Origin of the sequence: Burkholderia sp. HMSC10F09, assembly GCF_001806955.1 — a bacterium.
In the GTDB taxonomy this organism is placed as follows: domain Bacteria; phylum Pseudomonadota; class Gammaproteobacteria; order Burkholderiales; family Burkholderiaceae; genus Burkholderia; species Burkholderia multivorans.
In genome coordinates this window covers 1-14,721 of sequence record NZ_KV786568.1, presented here as the reverse complement: position 1 = coordinate 14,721, position 14,721 = coordinate 1, and the positions used below count along the sequence as shown (strand labels likewise).

Below are 14,721 nucleotides of genomic sequence, written 5' to 3'. Positions count from 1 at the left end.
CGCGCGGGCGAACCCCGCCCCGCGCGCACCGGCGGCCGCCGGCGACGCGGCCGTGCAGCACCACGAGATTCAGAACAAAGCGATGCCGGGCCCAAGCACCGGCACGCCCCCCGGAGCGGCCGCCGCTGGGCCTGCCGCGTCCGGCTCTCGCAGCGTTTCACCCAGCGCATCCACCTTGATCCAGATGAGGAGTTTCATGCAGCGCGCCACCAAGATAGTCGCCACGATCGGCCCGGCTTCCAGTTCGCCGGAGATTCTGCTGCAGATGATGCAGGCGGGCCTCGACGTCGTGCGGCTCAATTTTTCGCACGGCACGGCCGATGATCACCGCCAGCGCGCCGAAATGGTGCGCGAGGCCGCCCGCAAGGTCGGCCGCGAGATCGCGATCATGGCCGATCTCCAGGGGCCGAAGATCCGCGTCGGCAAGTTCGAGAACGGCAAGACGACGCTGACGCCGGGCCAGCCCTTCATCCTCGACGCGGCCTGCGAACTGGGCAACGACGACCGCGTCGGCCTCGACTACAAGGAACTGCCGCGCGACCTGAAGCCCGGCGACCTGCTGCTGCTGAACGACGGGCTCATCGTGCTGACCGTCGAGCGCGTGCTCGGCGACGAGATCCACACGATCGTCAAGGTGGGCGGCGAGCTGTCGAACAACAAGGGGATCAACCGCCAGGGCGGCGGGCTGTCGGCACCGGCGCTGACCGCGAAGGACATGGAGGACATCCGCACCGCGATGTCGCTCGGCGCGGATCTGGTCGCGGTGTCGTTCCCGAAGAACGCGACCGACATGGAAATGGCGCGCCAGCTCGCGAACATCGCGGGTGCGCCGTACGGCATCAAGCCGAAGATGATCGCGAAGATCGAGCGCGCGGAAGCGATTCCGGCGCTGCAAAGCATCCTCGACGCGTCGGACGGCATCATGGTCGCGCGCGGCGACCTCGCGGTCGAAGTGGGCAACGCGGCCGTGCCTGCGCTGCAGAAACGCATGATCCGGATGGCGCGCGAGTCGAACAAGCTCGTGATCACCGCGACGCAGATGATGGAATCGATGATCCACGCCCCGGTGCCGACGCGCGCGGAAGTGTCCGACGTCGCGAACGCGGTGCTCGACGGCACCGACGCGGTGATGCTGTCGGCCGAGACGGCCGCCGGCAAGTATCCGGTGCAGACGATCGAGGCGATGGCGGCCGTCTGCGTCGAAGCGGAAAAGTCCGAGCAGATCGAGCTCGACAAGGATTTCCTCGACCGCACGTTCACGCGCATCGACCAGTCGATCGCGATGGGCGCACTGTTTACGGCCTACCACCTCGGTGCGAAGGCGATCGTTGCGCTGACCGAATCGGGCGCGACCGCGCTGTGGATGTCGCGTCACTACACGCACGTGCCGATCTTCGCGCTGACGCCGCGCGTCGGCAGCGAGCGCGCGATGGCGCTGTTCCGCAACGTGACGCCGCTCCACGTCGACTTCAACAGCGACCGCGACAGCGCGCTGCAGGCGGCGCTCGAGACGATCGTCAAGCGCGGCTACGTCGCGCACGGCGACATGGTCGTGTTGACCGTCGGCGAGCCGATGGGGCAGGCGGGCGGAACCAACACGCTGAAGATCGTGCGCGTCGGCGAGCACTATTGAGCCGTCGCGGAAGACGCGCCGGCGGGGCGGCCGGCGGCCCGATTCGATCGGGCACCGTTTTTGTTCGGTAAAAGCCGCGCGGGGTGGAGGCCCCGCGCGGCTTTTTTCTTATTTTTGTGCCGATTGTGCGATGCGAACGTAACAAATTGCGAGGCGCGGGCGCCGCGCGGTCGGATTCCGGGGCGCTTCGCGATAAAATGCGGCTATTCGACGCTCAGCCGCGCCGAGCCGCCCGGTCCGACCGGCGCGCGCCGCGCAGGCGTCAGGGCGCACCGGTTTTCATTCCAAGGAGTTCCACAATGCCTCTCGTATCAATGCGTCAATTGCTGGACCACGCGGCAGAGCACGGCTACGGCCTGCCGGCCTTCAACGTGAACAACCTGGAGCAGGTCCAGGCGATCATGGCGGCCGCGGACCAGGTCGGCGCGCCCGTGATCATGCAGGCATCGGCCGGCGCGCGGAAGTATGCGGGCGAGCCGTTCCTGCGCCACCTGATCGAAGCGGCTGTCGAGTCGTATCCGCACATCCCGGTCGTGATGCATCAGGATCACGGCCAGTCGCCGGCGGTCTGCATGGCCGCGATCCGCAGCGGCTTCACGAGCGTGATGATGGACGGTTCGCTCGAAGCGGACGGCAAGACCGTCGCCTCGTACGAGTACAACGTCGACGTGTCGCGCAAGGTCGTCGAGATGGCGCACTCGATCGGCGTGACGGTCGAAGCGGAACTCGGCGTGCTCGGCTCGCTCGAGACGATGAAGGGCGACAAGGAAGACGGCCACGGCGCGGAAGGCACGATGACGCGCGAGCAGCTGCTGACCGATCCGGAGCAGGCCGCCGACTTCGTGAAGCTGACGCAGTGCGACGCGCTCGCGATCGCGATCGGTACGTCGCACGGCGCGTACAAGTTCACGAAGAAGCCGACGGGCGACATCCTGTCGATTCAGCGCATCAAGGAAATCCACGCACGCATTCCGAACACGCACCTCGTGATGCACGGTTCGTCGTCGGTGCCGCAGGAACTGCTCGCCGAGATCCGCGAATTCGGCGGCGACATGAAGGAAACCTACGGCGTGCCGGTCGAGGAAATCCAGGAAGGCATCAAGCACGGCGTGCGCAAGGTCAACATCGACACCGACCTGCGTCTCGCGATCACCGGCGCGATCCGCCGCTACATGTTCGAGAACCCGTCGAAGTTCGACCCGCGCGACTATCTGAAGCCCGCGCGCGAAGCGGCAAAGAAGGTCTGCGTCGACCGCTACCTCGCGTTCGGCTGCGAAGGCCAGGCCGCGAAGATCAAGCCGGTGCCGCTCGAGAAGATCGCCGAGAAGTACAAGTCCGGCGAGCTCGCGCAGGTCGTGCGCTGAGACTGTAGTACGATTTGCCCCGCCGCAAGGCAGGGGCGGGCCGCCCGGCCGGAGCGATTCCGGCGGCGGCCGTTCCGTCCGGCCGAACGAGGGCCGGCCGGCAACCGCGCGGGCGCAGCCGCCCGCCGGTTCGCCGACGTATCGCAAGGCCGCCGTTCCCGCCAGCCGCGGGGAACGGCGTTTCCCTTTTTGTTTGGCTCCTTATCTGCGAAAAGACGATGTCTACCCTTTACGAATCCACGCTCCGCTCGCTGCCGCTCCTCGGTCGCGGCAAGGTCCGCGACAACTATGCGGTCGGCAACGACAAGCTCCTGATCGTCACGACCGATCGTCTGTCGGCATTCGACGTGATCATGGGCGAGCCGATTCCGAACAAGGGCCGCGTGCTGAACCAGATGGCGAACTTCTGGTTCGACAAGCTCGCGCACATCGTGCCGAACCACCTGACCGGCGACGCACCCGAAGCCGTCGTCGCGGCGGACGAGGTCGAGCAGGTGAAGGGCCGCGCCGTGGTCGTCAAGCGTCTCGAGCCGATCCTGATCGAAGCGGTCGTGCGCGGCTATCTGGCCGGCAGCGGCTGGAAGGAATACCAGGCGACGGGCGCCGTGTGCGGCGTGCAGCTGCCGGCCGGTCTGCAGAATGCGCAGAAGCTGCCCGAGCCGATCTTCACGCCCGCGGCCAAGGCCGAGATGGGCGAACACGACGAGAACATCACGTTCGAGGAAACCGAGCGCCGCATCGGCACCGAGCTCGCCGCGACGATCCGCGACATCTCGATCAAGCTGTACAAGGAAGCGGCCGACTATGCGGCCACGCGCGGCATCATCATCGCCGACACGAAGTTCGAATTCGGCCTCGACAACCACGGCAAGCTGTATCTGATGGACGAAGTGCTGACGGCCGACTCGTCGCGCTTCTGGCCGGCCGACCAGTACCAGGTCGGCACGAACCCGCCGTCGTTCGACAAGCAGTTCGTGCGCGACTGGCTCGAGGCGCAGCCGTGGGGCAAGACCGCGCCGGCGCCGGCGCTGCCGGCCGACGTCGTCGAGAAGACTGCCGCGAAGTACCAGGAAGCGCTCGAGCGCATCACGGGCCAGCCACTCGCCTGACGGGGGAATGCACGAAATGAGCGAAGTCCAGACCGCCCACACGCACAGCGCGCCACTCGTCGGCGTGCTGATGGGTTCGAGTTCCGACTGGGACGTGATGAAGCACGCGGTAGCGATCCTGCAGGAATTCGGCGTGCCGTACGAAGCGAAGGTCGTGTCCGCGCACCGGATGCCCGACGAGATGTTCGACTATGCGGAGAAGGCGCGCGAGCGCGGCCTGCGCGCGATCATCGCGGGCGCCGGCGGTGCCGCGCACCTGCCCGGCATGCTCGCGGCGAAGACGACGGTGCCCGTGCTCGGCGTGCCGGTCGCCAGCAAGTACCTGAAGGGCGTCGATTCGCTGCACTCGATCGTGCAGATGCCGAAGGGCGTGCCGGTCGCAACGTTCGCGATCGGCGAGGCCGGCGCAGCGAATGCCGCGCTGTTCGCGGTGTCGATCCTGTCCGGCACGTCGGTCGACTACGCGAACCGGCTCGCGGCGTTCCGCGTGCGCCAGAACGAAGCCGCGCACGCGATGGTGCTGCCGCCGCTCGAATGACGGGACGGCGCGCGCCGCACGGCACGCGCCGGATTTTCCCTGTGCGGCGGGCGCTTCCCGTTTCCCGTCGCGATCGATCACTGACATGACCGCAACTCCTGATTCCGTTTCCCCGATCCTGCCCGGCGCGTGGCTGGGCATGGTCGGCGGCGGCCAGCTCGGCCGCATGTTCTGTTTTGCCGCCCAGTCGATGGGCTACCGCGTCGCCGTGCTCGATCCCGATCCGGCGAGCCCCGCCGGCGCGGTCGCCGATCGCCACCTGCGCGCCGCGTATGACGACGAGGCCGCGCTGACCGAACTGGCCGCGCTGTGCGACGCGGTATCGACCGAATTCGAGAACGTGCCGGCCGCGAGCCTCGATTTCCTCGCGCGCACGACGTTCGTCGCGCCTGCCGGCCGTTGCGTCGCGATCGCGCAGGACCGGATCGCCGAAAAGCGCTTCATCGAGGCGTCGGGCGTGCCGGTCGCGCCGCACGTCGCGATCGAATCGGCCGCCGCGCTCGCAGCGCTCGACGATGCGGCGCTCGACGCGGTGCTGCCGGGCATTCTGAAGACTGCGCGGCTCGGCTACGACGGCAAGGGCCAGGTGCGTGTGCGCACCGCGCAGGAAGCGCGCGAGGCGTATGCGTCGCTCGGCGGCGTGCCGTGCGTGCTCGAGAAGCGGCTGCCGCTGAAATACGAGGTGTCCGCACTGATCGCGCGCGGCGCCGACGGCCGCTCGGCCGCGTTCCCGCTCGCGCAGAACGCGCACCACAACGGCATTCTCGCGCTGACCGTCGTGCCGGCGCCGGCCGCCGACGACGCGCTCGTCGCGCAGGCGCAGCAGGCCGCGGTGCGCATCGCCGATACGCTCGGCTACGTCGGCGTGCTGTGCGTCGAGTTCTTCGTGCTCGAAGACGGTTCGCTCGTGGCGAACGAGATGGCGCCGCGCCCGCACAATTCCGGACACTACACGGTCGATGCGTGCGCAACGAGCCAGTTCGAGCAGCAGGTGCGCGCAATGACGCGCATGCCGCTCGGCAATCCGCGCCAGCATTCGCCGGCCGCGATGCTGAACATTCTCGGCGACGTCTGGTTTCCGCATGGCGCGGCAAGCGACGCCGTCACGCCGCCGTGGGACGCGGTCGCCGCGATGCCGACCGCGCATCTGCATCTGTACGGCAAGGAAGAGGCGCGCGTCGGCCGCAAGATGGGCCACGTGAATTTCACTGCCGCGACGCGCGACGAAGCGGTCGCCGCCGCGCATGCGTGCGCGCAGCTGCTGCGTGTGCCGCTCGACTGAGGCGCCGGCCGATGTCCATCGATCTCCCGAAGTCCGTGACGCCCGCGCAGATCGACGCGGCGGCCGCGCTGCTCGATGCGGGGCAGCTCGTCGCGTTTCCGACCGAAACCGTCTACGGGCTCGGCGGCGACGCGGCGAGCCCCGACGCCGTCGCGCGCATCTACGCGGCGAAGGGGCGGCCCGCGAACCATCCGGTGATCGTGCACTTGCCGCCCGGCGGCGATCCCGCGTACTGGGCGGCCGAGCTGCCGGCCGATGCGCAGAAGCTGATCGACGCATTCTGGCCGGGCCCGCTGACGCTGATCCTGAAGCGCCATCCGCGCATTCCGGACGCGGTGAGCGGCGGCCAGGACTCGGTCGGGCTGCGCTGCCCGTCGCATCCGGTCGCGCAGGCGCTGCTCGCCGCGTTCAGCGCGCGGCGCGGCGGTCACGGCGGGGTGGCTGCGCCGTCCGCGAACCGGTTCGGCCACGTGAGCCCGACGACCGCGCAGCACGTGCGCGACGAATTCGGCGACACGGTGCACGTGCTCGACGGCGGCGCGTCCGAAGTCGGGATCGAATCGACGATTCTCGATCTGTCGCGCGGCTTTCCGGCGCTGCTGCGTCCGGGCCACGTGACGCCGCAGCAGATCGCCGACGTGCTCGGTCGTGCGCCGCGGCTGCCGGACGGCAGCGACGCGACTGCGCCGCGCGCGTCGGGCACGCTGAAGGCGCACTACGCGCCGCGCACGCCGCTCGCGCTGCTGCCGTTCGATGCGCTGGAGCCGCTGCTCGCGGCGGCGCAGGCCGACGGCGAACGCGTCGCGCTGGTCGCGCGCGCATCGCGCGCGGGGCGCTGGGCGCAGGCCGACGGCGTGCATTTCGTCGCGGCCCCCGAAGATCCGCAAGCGTATGCGCGCGATCTGTACGGGATGCTGCGCGCGCTCGATCGCGCGCAGGTCGCGCGGATACTCGTCGAAAAGCTGCCCGAGACGGTCGAGTGGATCGCGGTCAACGATCGTCTCGGCCGCGCGGCCGCGGCGTTCGAAGCGAGCGATTGAATCGGGCCGGCCGCATGCCGTGCGCGCATGTCGGCCCTGTCGTCGTCGCAATGAAAAACCGCCCGACCGGCGAACCGGTCGGGCGGTTTTCGTTGAAGCGTACCGATCGCGCGCCGCTTACTTGCCGACGCCCGATGCCGCGATCTGCTGCTCGACGTACTGCGCGAACAGCGCGTGCAGGCGCGTCGTCGGATGGACGGTGTCCGCGAACATGTACGTCTGGTCGGCGTTCGGCGCCGTGTACGTCTGCGGCGAGCAGAACAGCGACGAGCCGAATGCGCTCGGATCCGCCACGCCGTACTGCGTCGCCGCGGCCACCATCGCCTTCAGGTTGCAGGCCGTATCGGTGTTCGACACCGTGAAGCCGTTCGCCTGATACGCCGCGAGGATGCCGTCCTGCCATTTGAAGGTGTCGAGCAGCACGTACTTGCTCGTGTCGACCTTCAGCGCCTGCAGCGTCGCGGCGAGCGTGCCGTTGAACAGCATCGACAGCTGCGTGAGCGTCGTCTGCGTGCCGCCCTGGAGCGCGAGCGGCGTGCCGCCGATGTCGGGCACGTTCGACACGAACACGTGCGTCGCGCCGGCCGCGACGATCTGCTGCACGAGGCCCGCGAGCTGCTGCGCGGCGAGCCCGATGTTCTGCTGCAGCTGCGTCGGCGTGATCGCGCCGGCCTGCAATGCGGCCACCTGATAGAAGATGTCGTTCGCGCCGCCGTTCAGCAGCACGATCTGGTTCGCGTTGAAGCTGCCGTGCTGCTGCAGGTATTGCTGGATCTGCGCGGCGATCGGCGTCGTCGTCGCCTGCGCGTAGTCGGCGTTCGGCACGCTCGCGGCGGCGTGGCCGATGCCCGGCTGCTGCGTGACGCGCGAGCCGCCCTGCGCGTAGCCGAGGCCGCCCGTCGCCTGCAGCGGCACGCCGAAGCCGCCCTGGTTGGCCGGCTGCAGCGTGTCGCCGTAGTACTGCGCGACGTTCTGCGTCCAGACCTGACCGGGGTTCGTCGTGAAGCGGCCGCCGCCGAACCCGAGCTTGATCTGCGAGTAGGTGCCGACGTCGGACAGGCTGTCGCCGAACGAGACGACCTGCATCTTCACGCCGGAAGGCGGCGTGTTCGACGCGCTGCCGCCGTTGTCGTCGCCGCCGCCGCAGGCGGCGAGCAGCGCGAGCGCCGCGCCGGCGATCGCGACCTGCGCGCCGCGCAGCAAACGGTGGCGGGTGCGCGACGGAAGGTTTCGTTGTGTTTGCATCGATCGATCTCCTCGTAGATATGGCCTTGCATGTTTGCGCATGCCCGCTCAGGTTCGGGCTGCGCGACGGCCGTTGGCTGAAATGGATTATTCGTTGTGTACGCCGGCAAGCGGTGCGCGGCGCGGATCGCGATCGGCCGTGTCGCCGATCTGCGCATGATAAGCGCTCGCCCACTCGGGCGGGCCGACGATCGCGCGCAATTTGTTGCGCCATCCCTCGACACGCAGTGCGTCGGCCACCATCGCGCGCCATTCGTGAAAGGTCGCGACGAGCGGGTTGTTCGACTCGAGCCGCTCGACGATGCCGTACTGCGGCGGATCGTCGGTCGCCTCGTCGACATAGCTGCCGAACAGGCGATCCCAGATCACGAGCACGCCCGCGTAATTGCGGTCGATGTAGCGCGCGTTGCGCGCATGGTGCGCGCGATGGATCGACGGTGTGTTGAACACGTATTCGAGCCAGCCGAGCTTGCCGATCGCCTGCGTGTGCACGAAGAACTGGAACGCGAGATTGATCAGCACGATGCCGACGATCTGCTGCGGCGGAAAGCCGAGCACCGCGAGCGGCAGCCAGAACACCCACATGCCGGCGACCGGATACATGAGGCTCTGGCGAAATGCGGTCGAGAAGTTCATCCGCTCGGACGAGTGATGCACGACGTGCGCGGCCCACAGCCAGCGCACGCGATGGCTCGCGCGATGAAACACGTAGTAGAGGAAGTCCTGCGCGACGAACAGCACCGCGAACGACAGCCAGCCGTCGTGCCAGGTGAACAGGCGATAGCGGTCGTAGCAGTACGCGTAGACGGGGATCACGAACACCCACGCGAGCTTGTCGGCGCCCTGATGCATCAGCGCGAGCGCCGCATTGCAGAGCGTGTCGCGCCATGCGTACACGTGGTCCTGCGGACGCGTGCGTGCGAGGTACCACGCCTCCCAGCCGATGCAGAGCAGGAAGACGGGCGCCAGCGCGAGCAGAAGCCATTCGACGTCGAATCGCATGGGCGTGTCTCCTCCTTTCCCCTGCAAGCCGTGAGGCCGGGCGTGTCGCCCGTTGTAGATATCGGTCAGGCCAACAGCCTACGCAATCGCCACCGGCTAGGCGAGAGGGCAGCGTAGAGGGTTCCCTCTGAGGATAGGGTTTTCACCGAAGCCGCGCCGGGCGTGGGCGGGCGGTGCGGCCCCGTTTCGGCGAGGCCGCGTTCGTCAGTGCGCGCCCGCGTAGATCCACTCGAGCAGCGTGTCGTGCGCGGCACGTGCGGCTTCCGCATGATCGTCGTTGATGAAGCTGACGACCACGTAGCTCTGGCCGTCCGCGCCCGCGACGTAGCCGGCGATCGCGCGCACGTCGCGCAGCGTGCCGGTCTTGATATGCGCGTTGCCAAGCACGCCGGCGTTGGTCAGCCGGTTCTTCATCGTGCCGTCGATGCCGGCGATCGGCAGCGAGTCGATGAATGCCTGCGCGACCGGGCTCGCGTTCGCGGCCTGTAGCAGCGCGGCGAGCGACAGCGCGCTCACGTGTTCGTCGCGCGACAGCCCCGAGCCGTTGTCGAGCACGAGGTCGGGCATCGCGATGCCGTTCTTCTGCAGGAACGCGCGGATCACGCGGCTCGACTGCTCGGGCGTCGCGGGCGGCTTGCCGGCGACCGCGCCGATCGTCAGGAACAGATTGCGCGCCATCACGTTGTTGCTGAACTTGTTGATGTCGTACACGACGCTGCCGAGCACCGGGCCGTGATGTACGGCGACCGGCCCCGCGATCGTGCCGCCGTCCTGCTGCCAGAGCGCGAGGAAGCCGCGCGCGAAGAACGTCGTGTGATCGAGGATCGCGAGATTGGTCGTGCGCGCGCCGCAGCGCAGCGGGTAGTCGCCGGCGAACGACGCGGTCAGCATCGCGCCGTCGGCGTTCAGCGTGGGGCGTGCGGCAGCCGCCGCGCTCGCGCACGAGCCGCTGCCTTCGTACAGCTGGTTGTCGATCGACAGGTTCGCGAGCGGCGGCAGCACGTCGACGGCGACCTTGCCGTCTTCGCCCGGCGTGACGGTAAACGAGATCGCCTTGAACGCGTACAGCAGCGGGTCGGGGCCGACGTTGTACGGCGCGCTCACGTCGTCGTCGAACGACGGCAGGTCGCGCGTCGACGCGGCGAAATAGCTCTTGTCGAGCACGAGGCCGCCGGCGACGCGCTTGATGCCGGCCTTGCGGATCTTGTCGACGAGGTCGATCAGCTCCTCGGGCACGAGCTTCGGATCGCCGGTGCCCTTGATGTAGAGATTGCCCTGCAGCGTGCCGTCCGGATCGACCGGGCCGTCCGCATACGCGGTCGTGCGCCAGCGGAAGTCGGGGCCGAGGATCGACAGGCCCGCGAACGTCGTGACGAGCTTCATCGTCGATGCGGGCAGCATCGGCCGATTCGCGTTCCACGCGATCAGCGGCTGCGGATCGCCGACGCGCTCGACGACGACGCTCATCGCCGACGCCGGTACCTTCGCGCGCTGCAGTGCGACGAGCACGGACGCCGGCAGGCCGGCGGCGCGCGCGGCCGCCGAGACGACCGGCGCGCGTCGCGCGTCCTTGTGGGGTTTCTTGCGGGCGTGTGCGGCGGGCGCGAACGCGAGCGCCGTGCAGGTGGCGACGACGGCGGCCGCGCGCAGGCAGACGCGTGCGCGCGGGGCGAAGCGGGTGGAGAGAGCGGAAATCGGCATGGACGAATACGGGAAAAGCGGGAGCTCGGGCAAGGCGCGCGGCGCGCCGAAGCGCACATTGTAGAGACAAGTGCGACAAGTACGACGAAATCGCGGAGGGCGCGCGCGGTCGCGCGCAGGATTCGCGGCGCTACAATGGGCGGCATCTGTCACTCGTCCCATGGATGCGATTCCGATGCGGATTCTGCTTGTCGAAGACGACCGGATGATTGCCGAAGGCGTGCGCAAGGCGCTGCGCTCGGACGGCTTCGCGGTCGACTGGGTGCAGGACGGCGAGTCGGCGCTCACGGCGCTCGGCGGCGAGTCCTACGACCTGCTGCTGCTCGATCTCGGCCTGCCCAAGCGCGACGGCATCGACGTGCTGCGCACGCTGCGCGCGCGCGGGCTGTCGCTGCCGGTCCTGATCGTCACCGCGCGCGATGCGATCGCCGATCGCGTGAAGGGGCTCGACGCGGGTGCCGACGACTATCTGGTCAAGCCGTTCGATCTCGACGAACTCGGCGCGCGGATGCGCGCGCTGATCCGCCGGCAGGCCGGGCGCAGCGAGTCGCTGATCCGCCACGGCGCGCTGACGCTCGATCCGGCATCGCACCAGGTGACGCTCGACGGCGCGCCGGTCGCGCTGTCCGCGCGCGAGTTCGCGCTGCTCGAGGCGCTGCTCGCGCGGCCGGGCGCCGTGCTGTCGAAGAGCCAGCTCGAGGAGAAGATGTACGGCTGGGGCGAGGAAATCGGCAGCAACACGGTCGAGGTCTATATCCACGCGCTGCGCAAGAAGCTCGGTTCGGACCTGATCCGCAACGTGCGCGGGCTCGGCTACATGGTCGTCAAGGAAAGCTGACGCGTGAGGTCGATTCGTCATCAATTGCTGATCTGGCTGCTCGCGATCGTCGTCGCGGGCGTGAGCGTCGCGGGCTGGCTGATCTACCGGCAGGCGCTGGCCGAGGCGAACGAGCTGTTCGACTACCAGCTCCAGGAAATCGCCGCGGCGCTGCCGTCGGAGCCGTTCTCGCAGGTGTTCGGCTCGCGCACCAACGGCGACGAAGGAATCGTGATCCAGATCTGGAATCGCAACGGCGTGCTGATGTACTTCTCGCATCCGCGCGCGCCGATCGCGCCGCGCGCGGAGCTCGGCTTCTCGACCGAGCGCACCGATCGCGGCGAGTGGCGCGTGTACGGCGCGATCGTCGGCGACAACGTCGTGCAGCTCGCGCAGCCGCTGTCGGTGCGCAACCGGCTCGCGGCGAACGTCGCGCTGCGCACGCTCTGGCCGCTGATCGTGCTGCTGCCGTTCCTCGGCGCCGCCGTCTGGATGATCGTCGGCCGCGGGCTCGCGCCGCTCGGCCGCGTGACGCGCGCGGTCGAAACGCGCCGGCCCGAGGCGCTCGATCCGCTGCCCGACGCGCGGCTGCCGCTCGAGGTGCAGCCGCTCGTGCGCGCGCTGAACGGGCTGCTCGCGCGGCTGTCGGGTGCGCTCGACACGCAGAAGGCGTTCGTCGCCGATGCCGCGCACGAGCTGCGCACGCCGCTCGCGGCCGTGCAGATCCAGGCGCAGCTCGTCGCACGCGCGAAGGACGATGCCGCGCGCCGCGAGGCGCTCGACGATCTGCAGCACGGCGTCACGCGCGCGACGCGGCTCGCCGAGCAACTGCTCGCGCTCGCGCGCGCCGAACCCGACGCGGGCGCGGTGCGCGAACCGGTCGACCTGCAGACGCTGCTCGCCGAATGCGTGGCCGCGCACGCACCGCTCGCGCAGCGGCGCAACATCGACCTCGGCTTCGAGGAAACGCGCGCGGCGACCGTCGTCGCCGACGTCGGCGCGCTGCGCGTGATGTTCGGCAACCTGCTCGACAACGCCGTCAAGTACACGCCCGACGGCGGGCGCATCGACGTTTCGCTGACGCGCGACGCGGCCGGCCGCGCGTGCGTGCAGATCGGCGACAGCGGCCCCGGCATTCCGGCCGAAGAGCGCGAGCGCGTGTTCGACCGCTTCTATCGCGACAGCTCGGCGCGCGCGCGCACCGACGTGTCGGGCAGCGGGCTCGGTCTCGCGATCGTCAAGCGTGTTGCCGCGCAGCAGGGCGCGACCGTGTCGCTCGGCGATGCGGCGGCGGGCGGCCTGCTCGTCAGCGTCGTGTTCCGCGACGCCGAGATGCCCGCGCAGGCGCCGCAGCAGCCCGCGTCGGTGTAAGGCGCGCGGCAGGCGGCTTAAGTTGCGCTTAAGGCTGATTAAGCCTCCTTTAAGTCAGCATCGTTACGCTGCGACGTAACAAAAGAGGAGGTCCTACGATGAACACCCGATTCCTTGCGCGCAGCGCCGTCGTCGTCGCAGTGGCCGCCGCGCTGTCCGCCGGCTACGTCGCCGGCACGCGCCGCGCCGATCCGCAGATCATCGCGCCCGCGCACGCGGCGGCGATGATGCCGGCCGAAGCGGCCGCGAAGACCGGTATCCCCGACTTCTCCGGGCTGGTCGAGACTTACGGTCCGGCCGTCGTCAACATCAGCGCGAAGCACGTCGTGAAGCAGGTTGCGCGGCGCGTGCCGCAGCCGCAGCTGCCGATCGACCCGAGCGATCCGTTCTATCAGTTCTTCAAGCGCTTCTATGGACAGGTGCCGGGCATGGGCGGCGACGCGCAGCCGGACGATCAGCCGAGCGCGAGCCTCGGGTCGGGTTTCATCATCAGCCCGGACGGATACATCCTCACGAATGCGCACGTGATCGACGGCGCGAACGTCGTCACGGTGAAGCTGACCGACAAGCGCGAGTACAAGGCGAAGGTCGTCGGCTCCGACAAGCAGTCCGACGTCGCGGTGCTGAAGATCGACGCGACCGGCCTGCCGACCGTGAAGATCGGCGATCCGGCGCAGAGCAAGGTCGGCCAGTGGGTCGTCGCGATCGGCTCGCCGTACGGCTTCGACAACACGGTCACGTCGGGCATCATCAGCGCGAAATCGCGCGCGCTGCCCGACGAGAACTACACGCCGTTCATCCAGACCGACGTGCCGGTCAACCCCGGCAACTCGGGCGGCCCGCTGTTCAACCTGCAGGGCGAGGTGATCGGGATCAACTCGATGATCTATTCGCAGACGGGCGGCTTCCAGGGCCTGTCGTTCGCGATTCCGATCAACGAAGCGATCAAGGTGAAGGACGAGCTCGTGAAGACCGGGCATGTAAGCCGCGGCCGGCTCGGCGTCGCGGTGCAGGGGCTGAACCAGACGCTCGCGAGCTCGTTCGGGCTCGCGAAGCCGGACGGTGCGCTCGTCAGCTCGGTCGATCCGAACGGCCCGGCCGCGAAGGCCGGCTTGCAGCCGGGTGACGTGATCCTGTCGGTCAACGGCACGCCGGTCGTCGATTCGACGACGCTGCCGTCGCAGATCGCGAACCTGAAGCCGGGCTCGAAGGCCGACCTGCAGATCTGGCGCGACAAGGCGAAGCAGTCCGTCACCGTCACGCTCGGCGCGATGACCGACGCGAAGCTCGCGTCGAACGACGGCGGCCCCGTCGAGCAGGGGCGCCTCGGCGTTGCGGTGCGGCCGCTGACGCCGCAGGAGCGCAGCGCCGATAACCTGTCGCACGGGCTGATCGTCCAGCAGGCCGGCGGCCCGGCCGCGAGCGCCGGCATTCAGCCGGGCGACGTGATCCTGGCCGTGAACGGCCGCCCCGTCACGAGCCCCGAGCAGCTGCGCGAAGCGGTCAAGAGCGCGGGCAACAGTCTTGCTCTGCTGATCCAGCGCGATAATGCACAAATCTTCGTGCCGGTCGATCTGAGCTGACCGTGCGCGCGCCGCGGGCCGGTTCGGCCGGCCGCG

Annotated in this window: 13 protein-coding genes; 9 read left to right on the top strand and 4 right to left on the bottom strand. The window is 69.0% G+C overall.

Translation table 11 applies throughout. From position 1 onward, the window contains the following. Positions 1 to 69: 69 nt before the first annotated feature. Entirely contained in the window at positions 70 to 198 is a 129-nt protein-coding gene (locus tag HMPREF3115_RS32215; protein ID WP_254914405.1) for a hypothetical protein, read from the bottom strand. Between HMPREF3115_RS32215 and pyk the strand changes: the two genes are divergently transcribed. The 6 genes from pyk to HMPREF3115_RS05035 all read left to right on the top strand — a co-directional run bounded on the left by pyk (position 197) and on the right by HMPREF3115_RS05035 (position 6,966). Beyond that, entirely contained in the window at positions 197 to 1,633 is a 1,437-nt protein-coding gene (pyk, locus tag HMPREF3115_RS05060) for a pyruvate kinase (RefSeq protein WP_006406491.1), read from the top strand. The genes HMPREF3115_RS32215 and pyk overlap by 2 nt on opposite strands. A gap of 299 nt (positions 1,634 to 1,932) precedes the next feature. Further along, the gene (fba, locus tag HMPREF3115_RS05055) at positions 1,933 to 2,997 is read left to right on the top strand and encodes a class II fructose-bisphosphate aldolase (RefSeq protein WP_006398409.1); all 1,065 of its coding nucleotides are present in this window, start codon (positions 1,933 to 1,935) and stop codon (positions 2,995 to 2,997) included. Positions 2,998 to 3,215: 218 nt separating this feature from the next. After that, the gene (locus HMPREF3115_RS05050) at positions 3,216 to 4,106 is read left to right on the top strand and encodes a phosphoribosylaminoimidazolesuccinocarboxamide synthase (RefSeq protein WP_006398410.1); all 891 of its coding nucleotides are present in this window, start codon (positions 3,216 to 3,218) and stop codon (positions 4,104 to 4,106) included. A 16-nt stretch (positions 4,107 to 4,122) separates the two neighbouring features. Beyond that, complete coding sequence (purE, locus tag HMPREF3115_RS05045; RefSeq protein WP_006413303.1) at positions 4,123 to 4,644, top strand: 5-(carboxyamino)imidazole ribonucleotide mutase; 522 nt, start codon at positions 4,123 to 4,125, stop codon at positions 4,642 to 4,644. A gap of 85 nt (positions 4,645 to 4,729) precedes the next feature. After that, positions 4,730 to 5,926, top strand: a complete 1,197-nt coding sequence (locus HMPREF3115_RS05040) for a 5-(carboxyamino)imidazole ribonucleotide synthase (protein ID WP_070553589.1) — start codon at positions 4,730 to 4,732, stop codon at positions 5,924 to 5,926. A gap of 11 nt (positions 5,927 to 5,937) precedes the next feature. Then, complete coding sequence (locus HMPREF3115_RS05035; protein WP_006406488.1) at positions 5,938 to 6,966, top strand: L-threonylcarbamoyladenylate synthase; 1,029 nt, start codon at positions 5,938 to 5,940, stop codon at positions 6,964 to 6,966. Between the two features lie 117 nt (positions 6,967 to 7,083). Here HMPREF3115_RS05035 and HMPREF3115_RS05030 read toward each other — a convergent pair whose 3' ends face one another. From HMPREF3115_RS05030 to dacB, 3 genes are all read right to left on the bottom strand, one after another. Next, a complete protein-coding gene (locus tag HMPREF3115_RS05030; RefSeq protein WP_035947901.1) occupies positions 7,084 to 8,211 on the bottom strand; it encodes an SGNH/GDSL hydrolase family protein in 1,128 nt (375 codons plus the stop codon). Between the two features lie 87 nt (positions 8,212 to 8,298). Continuing rightward, a complete protein-coding gene (locus HMPREF3115_RS05025; protein WP_006406486.1) occupies positions 8,299 to 9,213 on the bottom strand; it encodes a sterol desaturase family protein in 915 nt (304 codons plus the stop codon). A 204-nt stretch (positions 9,214 to 9,417) separates the two neighbouring features. Next, positions 9,418 to 10,914: a D-alanyl-D-alanine carboxypeptidase/D-alanyl-D-alanine endopeptidase gene (dacB, locus tag HMPREF3115_RS05020; RefSeq protein WP_070553591.1), complete on the bottom strand. Its 1,497-nt coding sequence runs from the start codon at positions 10,912 to 10,914 to the stop codon at positions 9,418 to 9,420. Between the two features lie 175 nt (positions 10,915 to 11,089). Between dacB and HMPREF3115_RS05015 the strand changes: the two genes are divergently transcribed. The 3 genes from HMPREF3115_RS05015 (at position 11,090) to HMPREF3115_RS05005 (ending at position 14,685) form a co-directional block, all read left to right on the top strand. Further along, the gene (locus tag HMPREF3115_RS05015; RefSeq protein WP_006398417.1) at positions 11,090 to 11,752 is read left to right on the top strand and encodes a response regulator; all 663 of its coding nucleotides are present in this window, start codon (positions 11,090 to 11,092) and stop codon (positions 11,750 to 11,752) included. 3 nt (positions 11,753 to 11,755) lie between these two features. Continuing rightward, on the top strand, positions 11,756 to 13,102 hold the full coding sequence (locus HMPREF3115_RS05010; protein ID WP_006406484.1) for an ATP-binding protein: 1,347 nt from the start codon (positions 11,756 to 11,758) through the stop codon (positions 13,100 to 13,102). Between the two features lie 98 nt (positions 13,103 to 13,200). After that, on the top strand, positions 13,201 to 14,685 hold the full coding sequence (locus HMPREF3115_RS05005; protein ID WP_006398419.1) for a DegQ family serine endoprotease: 1,485 nt from the start codon (positions 13,201 to 13,203) through the stop codon (positions 14,683 to 14,685). The last annotated feature ends 36 nt before the right edge of the window (positions 14,686 to 14,721 follow it).